This window comes from Rosistilla oblonga, from assembly GCF_007751715.1.
GTDB lineage: Bacteria > Planctomycetota > Planctomycetia > Pirellulales > Pirellulaceae > Rosistilla > Rosistilla oblonga.
This window is the reverse complement of sequence record NZ_CP036292.1, coordinates 1,085,998-1,102,732: the sequence shown is the minus strand read 5'-3', so window position 1 is coordinate 1,102,732 and position 16,735 is coordinate 1,085,998. Positions and strand designations below refer to the sequence as shown.

12 protein-coding genes are annotated in these 16,735 nt (G+C 59.0%); 8 read left to right on the top strand and 4 right to left on the bottom strand.

Annotated features, from left to right (window positions below; translation table 11 throughout):
• Window positions 1–18 precede the first annotated feature (18 nt).
• Complete coding sequence (locus CA51_RS03910) at window positions 19–1,593, top strand: hypothetical protein (RefSeq protein ID WP_197451581.1); 1,575 nt, start codon at window positions 19–21, stop codon at window positions 1,591–1,593.
• Window positions 1,594–1,639: 46 nt separating this feature from the next.
• Here the strand turns inward: CA51_RS03910 and CA51_RS03905 are convergent, their stop codons facing one another.
• A complete protein-coding gene (locus CA51_RS03905) occupies window positions 1,640–2,740 on the bottom strand; it encodes an amidohydrolase family protein (RefSeq protein WP_338052350.1) in 1,101 nt (366 codons plus the stop codon).
• Between the two features lie 166 nt (window positions 2,741–2,906).
• Between CA51_RS03905 and CA51_RS03900 the strand changes: the two genes are divergently transcribed.
• Entirely contained in the window at window positions 2,907–5,132 is a 2,226-nt protein-coding gene (locus CA51_RS03900; protein WP_145117971.1) for a serine/threonine protein kinase, read from the top strand.
• Here the strand turns inward: CA51_RS03900 and CA51_RS03895 are convergent.
• Window positions 5,123–5,518 carry a VanZ family protein gene (locus CA51_RS03895; RefSeq protein ID WP_145117969.1) on the bottom strand — a complete coding sequence of 132 codons (396 nt, stop codon included), beginning with the start codon at window positions 5,516–5,518 and terminating at the stop codon, window positions 5,123–5,125. The genes CA51_RS03900 and CA51_RS03895 overlap by 10 nt on opposite strands.
• Before the next feature lie 141 nt (window positions 5,519–5,659).
• Here CA51_RS03895 and CA51_RS03890 point away from each other — a divergent pair, with 141 nt between their 5' ends.
• The 3 genes from CA51_RS03890 to CA51_RS03880 all read left to right on the top strand — a co-directional run bounded on the left by CA51_RS03890 (window position 5,660) and on the right by CA51_RS03880 (window position 12,889).
• Window positions 5,660–9,346, top strand: a complete 3,687-nt coding sequence (locus CA51_RS03890; protein WP_145117967.1) for a hypothetical protein — start codon at window positions 5,660–5,662, stop codon at window positions 9,344–9,346.
• The gene (locus tag CA51_RS03885; protein ID WP_145117965.1) at window positions 9,343–11,769 is read left to right on the top strand and encodes a serine/threonine protein kinase; all 2,427 of its coding nucleotides are present in this window, start codon (window positions 9,343–9,345) and stop codon (window positions 11,767–11,769) included. The genes CA51_RS03890 and CA51_RS03885 overlap by 4 nt, the downstream gene beginning before the upstream one ends.
• Window positions 11,770–11,956: 187 nt before the next feature.
• Window positions 11,957–12,889, top strand: a complete 933-nt coding sequence (locus tag CA51_RS03880) for an outer membrane protein assembly factor BamB family protein (RefSeq protein ID WP_197451580.1) — start codon at window positions 11,957–11,959, stop codon at window positions 12,887–12,889.
• Window positions 12,890–12,924: 35 nt separating this feature from the next.
• On the opposite strand, the gene CA51_RS03875 is transcribed toward CA51_RS03880, so the two are convergent.
• Window positions 12,925–13,944, bottom strand: a complete 1,020-nt coding sequence (locus CA51_RS03875) for an ABC transporter ATP-binding protein (RefSeq protein ID WP_145117961.1) — start codon at window positions 13,942–13,944, stop codon at window positions 12,925–12,927.
• A gap of 247 nt (window positions 13,945–14,191) precedes the next feature.
• Here CA51_RS03875 and CA51_RS03870 point away from each other — a divergent pair, with 247 nt between their 5' ends.
• Window positions 14,192–14,530, top strand: a complete 339-nt coding sequence (locus tag CA51_RS03870; protein WP_145282448.1) for a scaffolding protein — start codon at window positions 14,192–14,194, stop codon at window positions 14,528–14,530.
• 46 nt (window positions 14,531–14,576) lie between these two features.
• Here CA51_RS03870 and CA51_RS03865 read toward each other — a convergent pair whose 3' ends face one another.
• Window positions 14,577–14,801 (bottom strand): hypothetical protein, encoded by a 225-nt coding sequence (locus CA51_RS03865; RefSeq protein WP_145117959.1) that lies wholly within the window; start codon window positions 14,799–14,801, stop codon window positions 14,577–14,579.
• 419 nt (window positions 14,802–15,220) lie between these two features.
• Between CA51_RS03865 and CA51_RS03860 the strand changes: the two genes are divergently transcribed.
• Complete coding sequence (locus tag CA51_RS03860) at window positions 15,221–16,045, top strand: phosphoadenylyl-sulfate reductase (RefSeq protein WP_145117957.1); 825 nt, start codon at window positions 15,221–15,223, stop codon at window positions 16,043–16,045.
• 21 nt (window positions 16,046–16,066) lie between these two features.
• Window positions 16,067–16,489 carry an RrF2 family transcriptional regulator gene (locus CA51_RS03855; protein WP_145124008.1) on the top strand — a complete coding sequence of 141 codons (423 nt, stop codon included), beginning with the start codon at window positions 16,067–16,069 and terminating at the stop codon, window positions 16,487–16,489.
• Window positions 16,490–16,735: the final 246 nt, after the last annotated feature.

Here is a 16,735-nt window from a genome sequence, read left to right as displayed (position 1 = left end):
TTGAATGGAAAAACCAAAATGCATACGCGACGCGATTGGATGAAGACGGCGGCAGTATTGGGCATCGCAGCGACCGGTCACGCGGGAGTGGGGCCGACGGCGGGCGCTGACGAACCGGGGAACGCTAAATCGAATCCGATCGATATTGGTTCGCGACGTGAACTGTTCGTCGATGATTATCTGATTGACCGACTCGACGGCGTCCGGCTCGAATTGAACCGCCCCCAGCGGCGAGAGATCGTCTTTCGCACCGACGCGCCATGGGAGGGAAACGGAAGTGCCTACCAGAGCGTCTTCCGCGATGGCGACCGTTTTCGAATGTACTACCGCGGCGGTCACCACACTGCATCGAAAGCCTACGAGAAACAGAAGAACTCGTGGGAGACGCTGTGTCTGGCCGAGAGTCACGACGGCATCCACTGGACGCGGCCCGAACTGGACATCGTCGAGTTTGAAGGATCGACGAAGAACAACTTGATCCTCGACGCCAAGATGGTCGCTGAGATCGGTGGCAGCCCCGCCCACACAGCCACTTTCAAAGACACCAATCCCGATTGCCCCGAGGAGGAACGATATAAGATCGTGATCTTTGGAACGAAACCTAGGGGGCTGTACCTGATGGTCTCTGCCGATGGTGTCCGTTTTCGTTTAAAGAGCAAGAAACCCTTTACCACCGTTGGTGCCTTCGATTCCCAGAACCTCATGTTTTGGGATTCGGTGGGGAAGGTTTATCGCGAGTACCACCGTCAATTCGACGAGGGCGTGCGGGGCATCATGACGGCGACATCGACCGATCCGAGTCGTTTCCCCGAACCGCAATGGCTCGAATACCCCGGCGCCCCCGAACAGGCGTTGTATACGAATCAGATCCAGCCCTATTACCGAGCGCCGCATATCTTCATGGGCTTTCCAATGCGTTATGTCGACCGCGGTTGGTCGCCATCGATGAAACAGTTGCCGGGGCTTGAAGAGCGTGAGTATCGTGCCAAGCAACATCCTCGTTACGGCACCACGGTGACCGATGCAGCGTTTATGACCAGTCGCGATGGTGAGAGCTTTTCCCGTTGGGGTGAAGCCTTCATCCAGCCCGGCCCTTCCTCAATTGACTCTTGGGTCTACGGCGACAACTTCATCTTTTGGGGCATGCTGCAAACGCAATCGGACCTCGACGGCGCCCCCGACGACATCTCGCTCTACGCCACCGAAGGCTATTGGCAAGGCGATTCCACATCGGTCCGCCGCTACACCTTGCGGCAAGACGGATTTGTATCGGCGCGGGCTGGTTGGACGGGCGGCTCGCTCTTGACTAGGCCTTTTACCTTCGAAGGAACGCGGTTGGAACTCAACTTCGCAACCTCAGCCGCAGGCACGGTTCGAATCGAGATTCAAGACGAAGCAGGAAAGCCGATCGACGGCTTCGCAATGCAAGATTGCCCTGAAATCTTCGGAGACACCATCGCAAGAACCGTCACCTGGAACAAGACGCAAGACGTGTCGTCCCTGGCGGGCAAACCGATCCGATTGCGATTCGAACTCCAAGACGCAGATGTCTTTAGTTTCAAATTTTCCGGCGCCGACAATGAAGCGGAATAAACGGAGAACAAGCGAAGCGAAGTTCGAGGGGAAGGGAGTTCGTGCGTTACGAACCGAGTCGCTGACGGACTCCTGGAATCAGCCGGGCTGCGTTTTCCGAATAGACTTTCCGCAGCACGTCGTCGGGTAGATAGAGCCCATAGATCTGCCACAGCCCCTGCGGCGGAAACTCTTTTTCCGAATACGGGAAGTATTGGTCGCGGGTCTCCAGAAACCGCCAGTACAGCCGGATCCGCGTCTCGGGCCAGGGACCATCGGTTCCAAACATCACACGATCGGCGTACTTGATGATGAAGTCGCGGGCTGAATAGGGCTGGCGTCCAAGTTCACCGATCCGCGAAGCGAATTCAACTGATAGGTTCGGATAGCGATCCAACCACGCGGCTACGGTCTCCAGATCCTCTGCGTTGTTCGCCACGTGGGCGCCGATAAACTTCGTTTTCGGATGCCGCTCAATCACGCGGTTTCTCGCCTCCAGCAACGCCTCGCGCGACGGGAAGTCATCGCCGTGGAAGCTCCAGTCGGGATGGCGGCTGAGTTCTTCCCAACGCTCGTTCTGCGGGTCGATCGGATCGAAGAAGGCGGCTGGGTCGGCGACGTGCATGATGATCGGCAGCCCCAGTCGGCCGCACGCCTCCCAGATCGGATCCCACCGCAGATCGTCGATCGCCAACAGATTGCGATCCTCGCCGCGGTATCCCAACCCAAAGCCCTTGAAGATCTTCAGACCGCTGACGCCCTGTTCGACCGCCGCCTCCAACAGCATCACCGTCTGGCGGACAAACCCCGGCTGGTTGCAGGCCCATGTCGCCGGATCGTCCGCATCCCCGGAGCCCTGCCAATCGACGTTGGCATAGATCACAAAGCGATCGCGATATTTGGTCCATAGATAACGCATGTGCTGCTGCAATTTATCGCCCAAGCGGCCGTCGAGACTGCAACAGACGGCGATGTTGTTGCGGTCCATCAATTCGACAAACGCGTCGAGCGCCTCGGGATCATCTTTCAAACGATAGGAGAGATGCGTGTGGACATCGACGACAGGGAACTTGGCTGCGTCGCGAGGATTTTCGGGAACGCGGAGCCGCGATTTCGGACGGAAGTTCCGCAACAGTAGCTCGCGTCCGTCGCGGCCATCCAACGGCATCAAAAGCTGTTCCTGGGGCGAATCGATTTCGACGGGAGTTGTTGCAGGTTGTTGAGCATCGACCAGGCCGACCCACCAAACGGTGGTCAAGCCGATCGCGCAACAAAGTGATAGAATGCGAGCCAGAGACATTGTGATCCACGGATTCAAAGGAATTGCACTGTAAATGGCAGATGATTATACCGAGCAACAGTCGACGGGCGAGCAGCAGGATGCTCTGAAGCTGAGCTTGCAAACGACGACGCCACCAGCCGAAGTACCAGGATATCGCATCGAGCGATTCCTTGGTGCCGGTGCGTTTGGTCAGGTTTGGGTGGCGCGGGACCTCAATACGGGTCGCCCCGTGGCGATCAAATTCTATCTGCATCGCGGTGGGGTCAATTGGTCGCTGTTGAGTCGTGAGGTCAAGAATCTGGTGGCGCTGAGTGCCGACAGCTACATCGTGCAAGTCTTGGAAGTCGGTTGGGACAGCGAGCCGCCCTATTATGTGATGGAGCTGATCGAAAACGGATCGTTGGAAGATCTGTTGCACAAGCGCGGCCGATTGCCGGTCGAACGAGCGGTGCAGTTGTTCCGCGAGATCTGCATCGGCATGAACCATACCCACGGCAAGGGGATCCTGCACTGCGATTTGAAACCGGCCAACGTCCTGTTGGATGAAGAGCTTCGCCCGCGGCTGGCCGATTTCGGTCAGAGCCGACTGTCGCACGAACAGTCGCCGGCGCTGGGGACGCTGTTTTATATGGCTCCCGAACAAGCCGACCTCGACGCGTCCCCCGATGTCCGCTGGGACGTCTACGGTCTGGGGGCGATCTTGTACCGGATGTTGACCGGCACGGCGCCGCATCGCGAAGGAGCGCTGCTGGATCAGATCGACACCGCCGGTTCGCTGAACAAGCGGCTCGAAAAATATCGCGATGTAATTTGCCAATCTGGGCCGCCAACGGGGCACGAAAAAGTTGCGGGAGTCGATCGCCGACTGGGACAGATCCTGCAACGCTGCTTGGCTCCCGATCCTGAGCATCGGTACGCGAACGTCCAGCAATTGGTCGAAGCGATCGACGAGCGGAACGCGTCGAAGGCTCGCCGGCCATTGATCCTGTTGGGGCTTGTCGGGCCGCTGCTACTGCTGACCGCGATGGGGCTGTACGCGATCCGTAGCATCCGCGAAACGGGGAAACAATTTACAACGGCGATGCGCGAAGAACGCAGCAAGACGAACCTGAGCGTGGCCGGCGAAAAAGCCCGCGCGTTGGAGATCGAACTGCGTTCTTATTTCGATCTCGTGTCGCTGGAAGCTTCCAGCCCCGAGCTTGCCGAAACGCTGACCGATGCATTGCAGCAGCCGAGGCTGAAGGAGCTGCGCCGGCAGATCGCGGCGCAGCAGCAGCCCGAGGCGGCGCGCGACGAAATCCTGGATCAGAAACTGGGCCAACCGCTGGAAGATCATCTAACGGAACGGTTGGACCACTACAACCAGCTGGCCGAAACGCATCCGGGCGTTCCCAAGTTGGCGACGATGTTTGTCACCGACAGCCAAGGAACGATGATCGGATTTGCTCACTCGGCGCCGATTACTCGCAGAACCAACAGCCGGGGCCGCAACTACGCCTTCCGGACCTACTTCACTGGCCTCAAGGAAGACCTTCCCAAGGGAACGCCTCCCGCAGAGATCGACCAGATCATCCAGCAGACACATCTATCGACGGCGTTTCAGAGCACGGCGACGGGAGTCTGGAAGGTCGCTGTCAGCACGCCGATCCGGTTGCCCAACCTGGACGACTCCAGCAGCCGCGACGACCAGATCGACGGCGTCTTGGTGGCCACCACCAACTTCGGCGACTTCGAACAGTTTCGGGTTCGCGAAGACGATGAATACGACGTGATCGGAGTTTTAGTCGACGCCCGGCCGGGGCCGCTGCGAGGAACGATTCTTCAGCATCCCTGGATGCAAAACCATCAATCGCGGCATCAAGGACATCAGGATGAGCGGTTCCAAGTTGGCAATGCGGTCCTCGACGAACTGCTGGCTGGCGGGGACATCAACTACCACGATCCGATCGCCGCGGCACACGATGGCGAGGGCTTTAAAGGCAACTGGATCGCTGCGGTTCAACCTGTGCATCTACCGAAATCGGGAGAAGGAAACGGCGGCCAAACCGACTGGATCGTGTTGGTCCAGTTCCGCTTGAGCAAGACGATCGCGCGGGTCGAGAGCCTGACGAACAAATTGATCGCCGAGGGGATCATCGCAGCGTTGGCGATCATGATGGTCAATGGAGCGATGTGGTACCTGGTCCGGAGAGCGAATTCATCGGCAGCGCACGACGATACCGACTCAGAATCGACGCTTCCGGTTGCGATGCAGGAAACGATTTCGCTTCAGGATTGATCCGAAGGTCTGTACATCAGCGTCGCCCAGCGAAACGCTGCGGCGATCGAAATTCCCACGACGCCACCGATCAGATCGTTAATGACGTCATGAAGGCTCGCCCGGCGGCCAAAAAACGGCTGAATCAGTTCGATCGCAACGCCGAGCGCCAGCACGCTGCTGAGCGTAAAGGCAACCCTTCGCCAAAATCCCCAGCCGACGAAGACCTGCATCATCATGAACGCAAGTCCGCCGAACACCAGTAGATGCGAGAAGTTGTAGAGCTGGTCAAGGCGTTGCGAACCAGCGGGCAAGGGGACGAAAAACGCCCCCAACGCGCAGCAAGCACCAACCAGCTTCCAGCGGGAGATTCCGGGGCCGCGTTGGTCGGCAGGTCCTGCGTTCATGGAATTCTTATTTGGAGAAGGGCGGCGAGCTACAAAGCTAGAAATGTCGCTATTTTTGGTGCCGCTGGCACCCCAAAGCTAACTGTGCAACTATCCTAGAGTCCCAGGCTTGCTTCGGTTCAACTCTAGATTACGCTCGCTATGCTTTTTCGTAAACGACAAAATCGACTGCGCGACGTGTCGTTTGCTGAACCGCTCGAACCTCGGCAACTGCTCGCTGGCACGCCACTTACCGCCGCAGCCCCTGTTGTCGCGTCCGACGCCAGCTCTACATCGCAGCCTTCGATTGCGGAGTCGGCCTCCAACCCCGCCAGCTCCTCCACGCCGCAACAGGTTCCTGCAAGCGACGCCTCCAGTCCCGCAAGCTCGACTGAAAACAGTCCCCAAACGCCAGCAACCGGAACCGCAGCAGCAGCCCCCAGCTCGGCAGCTGCCGCAAACAGCAGCACCGAAGCCTCGACAACCGAGTCCGAAACCGCAGGATCCGAAACACCATCGGTTGTCCAAAGCGTAACCGATGTTGCGCAAACGACTGTCGAACTCGCTACCAACACGGCGAACAAGGCGGTCTCCACCGTCGCTTCGCTGGGACAAACCGTCGTCGGCCTTCTTCCCTTAGGCAGCTCTGCAGCACCGTCACCCCAAACCGCCAATCCAAGCAGCAGCACAGCCGCCGAAACCAACATCGCTTCCTCGCCACAGATAGCGGTCGCCAGCGAAACCGAAGCCTCGGAAAACAATCGCCAGTCGATCGAAACAGCCAAGGCGGAAATCGAGCCTGTCGGAACAGCCGTCGCAAGCGAAGCGGATCGTGGCGATGAACGCGACGTCGCTGACGCGGCGGAGCCCAAGGATGCGTCGGTTGTGACCAGTCCACCAGCCGTTGCAACACCCGCAGCGTCCGAGAGGGCACCGAGCACAACCGCGCCAGCACCAAACAATGTCGCAACGGCAACAGACGATGTGTCGCAGCAGGCTCCGGCTCAGGCTCCGGCTCCGATGGCGACCGCGGAAACTCGGCTTGTGAACACGACGAGCACAAATGTTGCACCGTCGGAACAGGCCGAAAGAGAAGTGCTGACGGCCCGCGTCGAAGCCGCCCCGCAGATCGACGATCTGCATGTCGACGACGAACTGGCCGCGTTCAGCGAAGTCGAATTCGTCAACAACACGTCGGTCGACGATTCGCTGCCGCCACTCTCATCGGCTGACGTCGAAACATTCGATAACCTGACGTCCGCACCTGCATCCAACACACCTGCATCGATGATGGTGCTGGAGGAATCGCCGCGAGCGGTCGATCCGAACCTGCCAGCCGGCTTGGCGAAACGCGACGAATTGCCGGCGGGGCTGGCAAAACAGGAGTCTCTGCCCAACGGTTTGGCGAAACGAACCGAGAGCGATTCGCTGCCGACTGCCTCGACGATCGCAGAGCCGATCCCAAACGAATCGCTGGCTGTCGCCGACCTATCCAACACACGGACCGCTGACACGGGCAGCGTTCCCGTCTCTGAAACAACCGATCTCCAGCAGCTCGCAGACGCATCAACTTCCCAGGCCGCCGATTCGCAAAGTCTTCAGATTGCCGATGTGCAACTGGTAGCCGCCCAACGACCGGCCGCGGATTCAGAGGCAGCGACGGCTGTAGTCTCAGCCGATGTCGGTCTCGAGCAAACCGCACCCGTCGCCGCGGCGTCACATCCGCAAACGATCGTCGGAGTCTCGCTGGTGACCGAGGTCGCGCGAACCGAAGCGTCGCCGCAGCGAGAATCGACGTCGCAAACACAGCTGGGCGATGCATCACCAACTCCGCCCGCGACTGCTTCGACGAACGACGTTCTGACAGTGCAAGCCGACGCCGAAATTCAACTCGTTCAAACTCCGCTGACCCTCAGCATCGACGCTTCGCTCGCTCGATCGCTTCCCGAAGCTCCGGCGCAATTGGTCGACTCCGTCCCCGCACCCGCAACGCCAAACGAGCAAGCGACGACATCGACCAGCGATGGCGAGCTGCCTAGCCCAACCAACGCAGCAGCTATCGACAGCGTCGCGGCAGCCGCGAACGAAGCGCCCACGCCAGTGGACGTTGCCAAATTGCAAACCAGCAAGGCAACAAACTCAGCCGCCAATCCTCCATCGGATTCGGCAGCGATTGGTAACGAAATTCGCACAAATACCGTTCAGCCACAGCTCGACAACGCGGTCGCTGCAAAGCCGACGTCCCAATCGGAAGCTATCTTGGCCGACAACCTCGCAGCATTCAACGCTCCGAGCGACACAGCCACGACAGCGGACCGGTTGGCCGACAGCGGCACCGCATCAACAACGCATTCTATCGCAGACACACCCACTGGCGTCGCAGCTAAGCCGGACGCCGCCGCAACTCCGAAGCTCACCTCAACTGTCGCCGCCAACGATCCAACTGTGGATTCGACGGTGGAAATGACGGTAGCGTCGGAAGTGACTGCGGCACTGGATTTCATCGCCGCGACCGCTAGCGCGATGAAGTCTCACGTCGTGACAACTCTCGACACAATGACCATCCATGCTGCCCAAACGGCAGCCGACGTTGCGGTCGCCGTTAGCACAACCGATCACTCCCACGTCACCGCCGCACCAGCCGCATCCCCACAACTCCGCGTCGCACCGCCAGAGAGCACAACAAGTGCGACGACTCAATCGAACGAAACAGTCGCAGCATCATCAGCGCCGTTCGCCTTGGCAAGTCAGTCTGCCAGCGAAGCAATGCAAACGCCAACCTCCCCAATCGTTTCAGCAGATTCGTCGCTGGCCACGGAAGTTGCGGCAGCGGAAGTGGCAGCATCCGCAAAAATCATGACCCCCGCGACCGCGAAGGTTTCCGTTGCCCCAACGGTTTCGATCGAGTGGGCGTCAACTGACGTGAGCAGCCCGGCAATCGCTAGCGTAACGGCCCCCGCAGCCAGCCGCGCTCCAGCAGCCGCAGAAACGCAGGCACTGTCGACCTGGGACGCAGCTCCCGCGCCGATCGAGCGAACGGTTGCACCGGCGACGAGCGTAGAGGTTGCCGCGGCGTTCCCAACTGTCGTCCATTACCACACGGCATCCGAAACCAACGAATCCGCAGATCCTCCGCCCGCTGCGGAGCCTGTCGTTTCGACAACCGATCTGAATCAGCAGTTCCGCGGTTCGATCGACCCAGCGAATCTGTTGCCCCACTCTGCAACAACTGGCTCCGTCGCTGCCAACCTCAACCTGCCGCCCACCTTCGCGGCGTTTTCGGAAGAGGTGGAGGAACACCGCTTCGAATCGTCGATCGGTGCGGTGGGTGAGCCGCTGCTTGAAGACTCACCATCGATGGCAGCCTCAAACGCACAGGACCTGCTGCCCGGCGTGCTTGGTACTGCCGGTGCGACTGCTCACCAAAAGATCAGTTTCTCGATTCAGCATCTGGACGCTTCCAGCGTCGCCAAGTCGGACCATACGTCGTGGCATACGGAAAGCGAACCGGAACCGCGGAACGCCAGCGGGCATCCGATGGATACCGGTGATGCAGCGGGGCTGTACGCGCACAACAAAACGCTCCACCAGCGGAACGACTCCAATCAGTCCGAGGAGACTCCCGACGCGACGCGAACCGATTGGATTCCTGCGGAAGCCGAACGCGGCCCGTCGGAAGTCATCCCATTCCATCCGGTGAGCACTCCGCTTCCGATCCACCCACCAACGGAAACCCCAATGACGACAGCTGTCGTCTTAGGAATTTTCACTCCCGCATTAAAACGCATCCGACAACAAACAAGCAGGCCACCAAAAGCGTCGAAGATTCGACGGGAAGAGAAATCGTGAACGCCTCCGACCTTCAGCTGCACGAAATCGAACAGCTTTGGGCCCGCTTCAAAGAGCAGCGGGTCGATGCTGACGATCTGAGTGTTGCCGAATTTTCGAAGCAGTTTCCGGAGCAGGCGGCGGACATATTGCGTGTCTTTCCGTTGATGATGGAACTGGACGAATACGCCAACACGTCGGGCGAACTGCCGACGATGCAGCAGATTCCCGATCGCATCGGGGGCTACCCGATCGTCCGTCAGATCGGCGTCGGCGGGATGGGGTTGGTCTACGAAGCGCAGTGCGACACGCTCCGCGAACGCGTCGCAATCAAAGTGATCTCGTCGGAGCGATTGGACGAAAAAGGGATCCAGCGTTTCAAGCACGAAGCGCGTGCGGTCGCCAGTTTGCACCACACGAACATCGTGCCGATCTATGAGTTTGGCGAATCGGCGGAACACCATTTCTATACGATGCGGTTGATCGACGGTCCTAATCTGGCCGACGTCGTGCGGGTCGCCAACGAAGAGCACGCGGGGTCGCACGCCGACAGCAGCGTCACCGACATCGCAGCCTTTGGTTTGCTGCAGCAGTTGCGCGACAACTGGCACCTGATCGCTCAACTGGGCAGCCAAGCCGCTGCCGCGCTGGCCCATGCCCACGCGAAACAGATCCTGCACCGCGACGTGAAGCCAGCCAATCTGTTGATCGACTCAACGAACAAACTGTGGGTCACCGACTTTGGGCTGGCCAAGCGGACGCTCGACGACAACAGCCTGACAAGCATGTATCACGCCGTGGGCACACCTCGCTACATGGCTCCCGAACAACTGCGAGGAATCTCCGACGAGCGCAGCGATACCTTTTCGTTAGGACTGACCCTTTGCGAACTGGTCACGCTTGAGAAAATGAACTCGGCGACCCGCGACGCGCTCGCCGTTGCCAAGCCAGGTTTTCTGCGGAACACAAATCCCAAGCTGCCTGTCGAACTGGAACGGATCGTTTTAAAAGCTGTCGCCAGCGAGCCCGAGGACCGTTATCAGACCGCCGCGGAAATGGCGGATGACCTCAATGCGTTAGCGAAAAAGCACAGCCCTCAATCGAGCCACGCTTCGTCGCGGACCGTGGCGGCGACGACCACTGCGCTGTTGCTGGCGATCGCCGGGCTGTTTGTCGCAAGCGCCACCGACGATAGCCTGACGACCAGCATGAAACCGGTCGCAGCCAACATGATCGTCAATCGCAGCGACCAAATCGTCTTGAACGTTCTCGAGGGAAGCGATTCGGTCGGGCTGGTCCCCGAGCGATATGGCGATCTCAGCCAGACGACGCTCAGCGGTGACGATGCCAAATGCTTCCAGATCGATCCCGCGACGCGGCAGCTGCGATTCCGGCAGACTCCCGACTACGAAGTCCCGCTGGATCGGAACATGGACAATCTCTATTCGCTCCGCATCGCCGATCAGCCGATGGTGGTTAGAGTTGGCAACGAAAACGAACCGCCGCAATTCGACGAATTCATCTTCGAACCCGATGGCCAAACGATCGTCCTGTCGCGTCAGCAGTTAGCCGGCGCGTGGGCGATCGACGTCAGCGACGACTCCGATCGGCTGTACGATGGTTTGTGCCTGACGGTCACCGGAGGCGCCGATCGCGATCTGGTCAAGATGACGACGCAAGGAGTTTTTGTCTTCGATCGCAAGATGCGCGACGCGATGCCAGCTGACGCCGACGGCGATGGGATCTACGAGATCGAAGTCACCGCGAGCGATGAGACGCCGATCTGGACCGCACGGCTGGAACAACAGGCCGATGGCAAGATTTCACTGCTGCGAGAGCGCGTAGTGGCAGGGGCAAGACTCGAATCGACATTGCTGGCCGAGGACTGTCTGATCCGCCGCGACGTGATCGATATCGCAACCGCCGACGGGAAGACGTTTTATCATCTGCATCACAATCCGTCGGGGACGGTTGCGTTGATGAAGAGCAGGTTGAGCTCGCGCGGGACTTTCGATTCGACGCTGTTAAGTGAAGATTGTGGGATCGGCAACGAAGTGATCGGATTTGCAACGCTCGACGGAAAAACCTTCCGCTACCTGACGCGGCAGCGCGGCGCGATGCAGGCGATTCAAATGCACAAAGCGATCCTCCGCGATGACGGCACGTTTGAAACCCAGATGATCAGCGAGGATTGCCGGTTGCCGTACACGCTCGAAGGCTTCAGTTGGTTGGACACGTCCAGGTTCCACCATGTCCGTCGCCTGGCAAACGGCGAACGAATGTTTTACTTCTCCTTCGAAACGGAGAACCGGTTCGAAAACATGCGACTGCATGAAACCGATTCGCAATACAACGCTCCGACGCGAGGCCAAGCCGCCTGGCTGGAACCCTCGTCGACATCCCGCTCCACGTCGCACCCAATTCGCTTTCGCATCGTGCCATAATTTCCTGGCGACCGAAGCGATCGAAAGCTTCGATTGAAGTTATGATATCGGCGGAGCACGCTGTGCGGCCGGCGAGTGTGTCGCGTTTCGCTCCGCGAAAGTGCGGCTGGCTAACGCGTTTTCGCGGAGCGAAAGGCGACGATCTATAGCGCCGCATCCCTCAACTCAACACATGGATTCCATCAACATGCGACTTGCTTTTCCACTGGCGTTTGCCTTTCTGATCCTCACGAATCTCTCCGCGATCGCTCAACATCGCTTCCTCGCCAATCAACAGAACAAGTTGGTGATCATCGATGCCGAGGGGAAGCCGCAGTGGCAGATGATGCTCAGCGGATCGCCTCACGATTTGCAGTTGCTCGACAACGGCAACATCTTGACGCATCAGAACACCGAGATCATCGAGATCGATCCCCGCAGCAGCGAGATCGTTTGGTCGCTGGATGCGAAGAAGTTCGCGACCGTCGACCGAGTTGAAGTGCACAGCGTGCGGGCGATTCCCGGCGATCGGATCATGATCGCGTTGAGCGGCGAAGGGAAGTTGTTGGAAGTTGATCGCGACGGGACACTACAACATTCGATCACGCTGCAACGCACGCATCCGCATCCCCATCGCGACACGCGACTGGTTCGTCGTTTGGAGAACGGAAACTATCTGGTCGCTCAGGAAGGAGACGGCAAGGTCTGCGAATACGATCGCGATGGCAAGATCGTCTGGCAATACGATGTGCCGATGTTTGGTCGCAAGGCACGCGGCGGGCACGGTCCCGAAGCGTTTGGCAATTCGGTCTTCAGCGCTTTGCGACTGCCCAACGGCAACACGCTGATTGGCACCGGCAACGGGCACAGCATCTTGGAAGTGACGCCCGAAAAAGAGATCGTCTGGAAACTGCAGCAGCACGATCTACCAGGGATCACGTTGGCGTGGGTGACAACGCTCGAATACCATCCCAACGGCAACATCGTATTTGGCAACTGCCACGCCGGACCGGAGAATCCTCAGCTGATCGAAATCAATCGCGGCCAGGAAGTGCTGTGGAAAGTCCACGACTTCAAGACGCTGGGGAACGATGTTTCCAATTCGATCATTCTAGACGCCGACGCCAACGTGATTCGTTGATCGGCGGCGAATCCTGATCCGGCAGCCCGTAGCGATCAAGTTGCCGCAGCGGGCTGCGACGCGGTTCGGCACTGGGCATCGTGCACGATGCAGGCTGTCGCGTGAGAACTCGCCGGCAACCGCGGCACGATCTCGCGACATTCCGACTGAGCATCGGGACATCGATCGACAAACGGACATCCAGGGTACGATTTGTCGGGCGAAGGGACTTCGCCGGTCAAAACGATTCGCTCTCGCTGGGCTTCGACTTTCGGATCGGGAACCGGAACGGCGGACAACAGAGCCCGCGTGTAGGGATGGGTTGGATCGTTGTAGAGTTCATCGGCGTTGGCCGATTCGACGATCCGTCCCAGATACATCACACCGACGCGGGTCGCGATATGTCGGACGATCCCCAGATCGTGCGCGATGAAGAGATAGGCGAGCCCCAGCTTTTGCTGCAGATCCATCATCAGATTGATGACTTGGGCTTGGATCGAAACGTCCAAAGCGCTGACCGGTTCATCGCACAAGATCAACTTGGGGCGGACCGCCAAGGCTCGAGCGATACCGATCCGCTGGCGTTGACCGCCGGAGAATTCGTGCGGGTAGCGATTTAGGAAGCGGGGATTGAGTCCCACCAAATCCATCAGACGCAGAACTTCCAAGCGGCGATCGGCGTTGCTCAGCACGCCGTGAATCTGCAGCGGTTCGCTGATAATCGCACCGACGGTCATGCGTGGATTCAGCGAGGCGAAGGGATCTTGAAAGACCATCTGCACGGTCCGCCGAAAAGGCATCATCGCCGATTCGCTGAGCCCACAGATTTCGTGTCCCTCGATCTTGATCGATCCGGAAGTCGGTTCATTCAGCCGAGCGATAGCGCGGGCGGTCGTCGATTTCCCGCAGCCCGATTCACCGACCAAGCCCAACGTTTCCCCTTCGCGAATCTCGAAAGAGACACCATCGACGGCGCGGATCAATCCATGTTCGGGGGCGAATAACGTGCCGCGGCGAAAGGGAAAATGAACCTTCAAATTCTCTACAGCCAACAGCGGCGCGGTCGAATCGTTCATGGATGCTCACAGAATTCGGGCAAATCGTCGTGGGACACCGAGGGTGGTCCAGGGCATCTTACAGTATAAGGAATCCCGCTCCCAGGCTTTCCACCGCCGGAAATTCGGCTAGGATTCAGACAACCGCCGCAAAGCGCTGAGCCCACCAGATGTCGGCTCCACGGCGGCCACAGCGGAAGGTTTCGCCAGCGGCAACGGCCGCGCGGCCTTTCCATTGAACCTCGATCACGACCCGGAATCTATAGAGATGGCAGATCTGCACGCACGCTACAACGAAGTCGAAAAACTGATGGACGCCGGCCAAGATGTCGAAGCGGTCGCGGGACTCAACGAGATCCTGGCCGAAGACGAAGGCTTTGTGCTAGCTCACCTGGCGCTGTCGCGCGTTTTGACGCGAACCGGCGACCACGTGCAAGCGATCGCTCACGCCGACCGCGCGTGCGAACTGGAACCCAACGAAGCGTTCAATTACACCGCGAAAAGCGTGACTTGCCAACGCGCATGGGCCGGGACCCAAGATCAGAAGTACATCCAGATGGCCGAAGACGCGATGGCTCAGGCCCACGCGATTCAAGCCAATCAATAAAACTCGCGGGGCCTTCCCGAAGGTCGTGCCCGCCAGCGAAGCCCGATCAGGCGGCTTCGCAGCGACGGATCTGATGATACGCCAGCAGGACTTCGTATAGGTCTTCGGATACCGAGACCTCGTCCTTGCAGAAATCGCGAAGCCAGTTGCGATCGGTCTCCCAAGCGTCGACCAGCAACGGGACCAAATCGCCTACCGAGACTGTGACGGCTGGCGCCGATGGGAGCGATTCTCGTCGAGGTGCAAACAACTTAAGCGTATTCTTATCCATCAAGCTTCCTTTGATCCATGTCTTGCCGTCGGGGAGGTCTACCCGAATTCGGCCCTCGATGCCAAGAGCCAAATTCCAGCATCAGCCGTATCTATCGTCGGTTGTGGCTCGCCGACTTTAACGATTCTGCCGATTGTGCGGCATTCTTTGGCGGCTCTTCTTTCTCCGCACTGGCCGCTGCGAATCGCTCTCGCCACGCGATGGCGACTGCCAGCGGGGCCGCAGTAGTTTAAGAGCCAACGGCAGATCGACGCCCCTTTGCAAGCGTCAAGAAACTCCGGCCGAATTCCGACAAAGTTTCAACCCGCGAGGAAAATGCACCGATCCAAGCAATACTTGACTATCTTGATAAAGTATATACTATTGAGAAACCAGGCGAGGCAAACGCCGTTTAAGTCCACGCATACCGTCAAATACTCATGTCAGAACACAAGCTAGCGGAACCTTCGGAGCGCCCCACATTGAAGGTGCTTCGTCCCGACGAGTCCCCCGCGTCCGCTCCCGCAGAGCCACAGGGGGCGTTGGCGGCCGATCCGCCTTTGATCCCCGGGGATGATCTGTTCGGGGAATTGGCCGCGCACAGCCAACGGCTGGAGACAGCGACGCCGCAGGAGATCCTTGCCTGGGCGGTCGAGCATTACGCGCCGCGGTTCACGATGGCGACTGCCTTTGGCCCCGAGGGGATGTGCCTGATCCACATGTTTTCCGAAATCGCTCCCCAGACACCGATCTTCAATTTGGAGACCGGGTACCAGTTCAAAGAGACGCTGGCGCTGCGGGAACAGGTTCGCGAGCGGTACGGAATCACAATCGAATACAAATATCCGGACCAGACGGTCGAGGAATACGAAGCTGCCAACGGCGGGCCGGTCTACAAGACCGATACCAATCGCTGCTGCTTCGATCGCAAGATCAAGGTCTTGCACCAAGCGGCTCGCGGAATGCACGCTTGGTCGAGCGCGATTCGCCGCGACCAGTCTCCCGACCGGGCGGAGCATCCGATCGTCGGTTGGGACAAGAAATTCCAGCTCGTCAAAATCAGCCCGCTAGCGAACTGGACGAAGAAGGATGTCTGGGGCTTCATCTCCAAGAACGACATCCCTTACAACCCGCTGCACGACCAAGGGTACCCAAGTGTCGGTTGCTGGCCTTGCACGCGTTCGATCGCCCTGGGCGAAGACGAACGAGCGGGTCGCTGGAGCGGTTCGGCCAAAACCGAATGTGGTTTGCACAGCAGCGACTGAGGTGACGTTGTGAGTTTCTCGATGTCCGCCAAGGCGCACTACGCCTGTCTGGCGATGCTGGAATTAGCGCTTCGTCACGACGAAGATCGCCCTGTGGCGTTGCGTGAGATCACCGCGCGGCACAGCATCCCGCAGCCCTTCTTGGTGCAAATCTTGCAACAATTGAAGGTCGCCGGCTACGTGACAAGCACGCGTGGCAGCCAAGGTGGCTATCGATTGTCGGTCGATGCGACAGCGATCTCGCTGTTGGACATCTGCGATGCGATCGGATGTGGCGAGGCGGAACAAACACCGGAAAACGCCGACACGACCGCGGAAGCTCAAGTTCTCGGCGCCACTTGGCGTGCGGCGAGCAAGGCGTTTCGCGACGTCCTCGCATCGATCCGTCTAGAAGATCTGGCCAACGATTGTTCGCAAGCCGACGGTGCGATGTTCTACATCTAATCTGTCTATCGGCAACGAATCCGAGCTTAGAAATCTCGGTCATTCAAACTTCGCTAACCAAAGTTCGTTCGGCTGGCACCGCCGCACGATGATCCCGCCCGCCTGACGACCGCTTGTAGTTTCCCCTTGGACAGTGGTTGGGGTGGGGAACCCAAGCGATCGCCAGACGGCAGATTGAATAGATGCTCGAGGCGAGCGACTCACGGCCGCTTTCGTCTTCTGTGGGAAGCTGCTGCCGACGGCTTT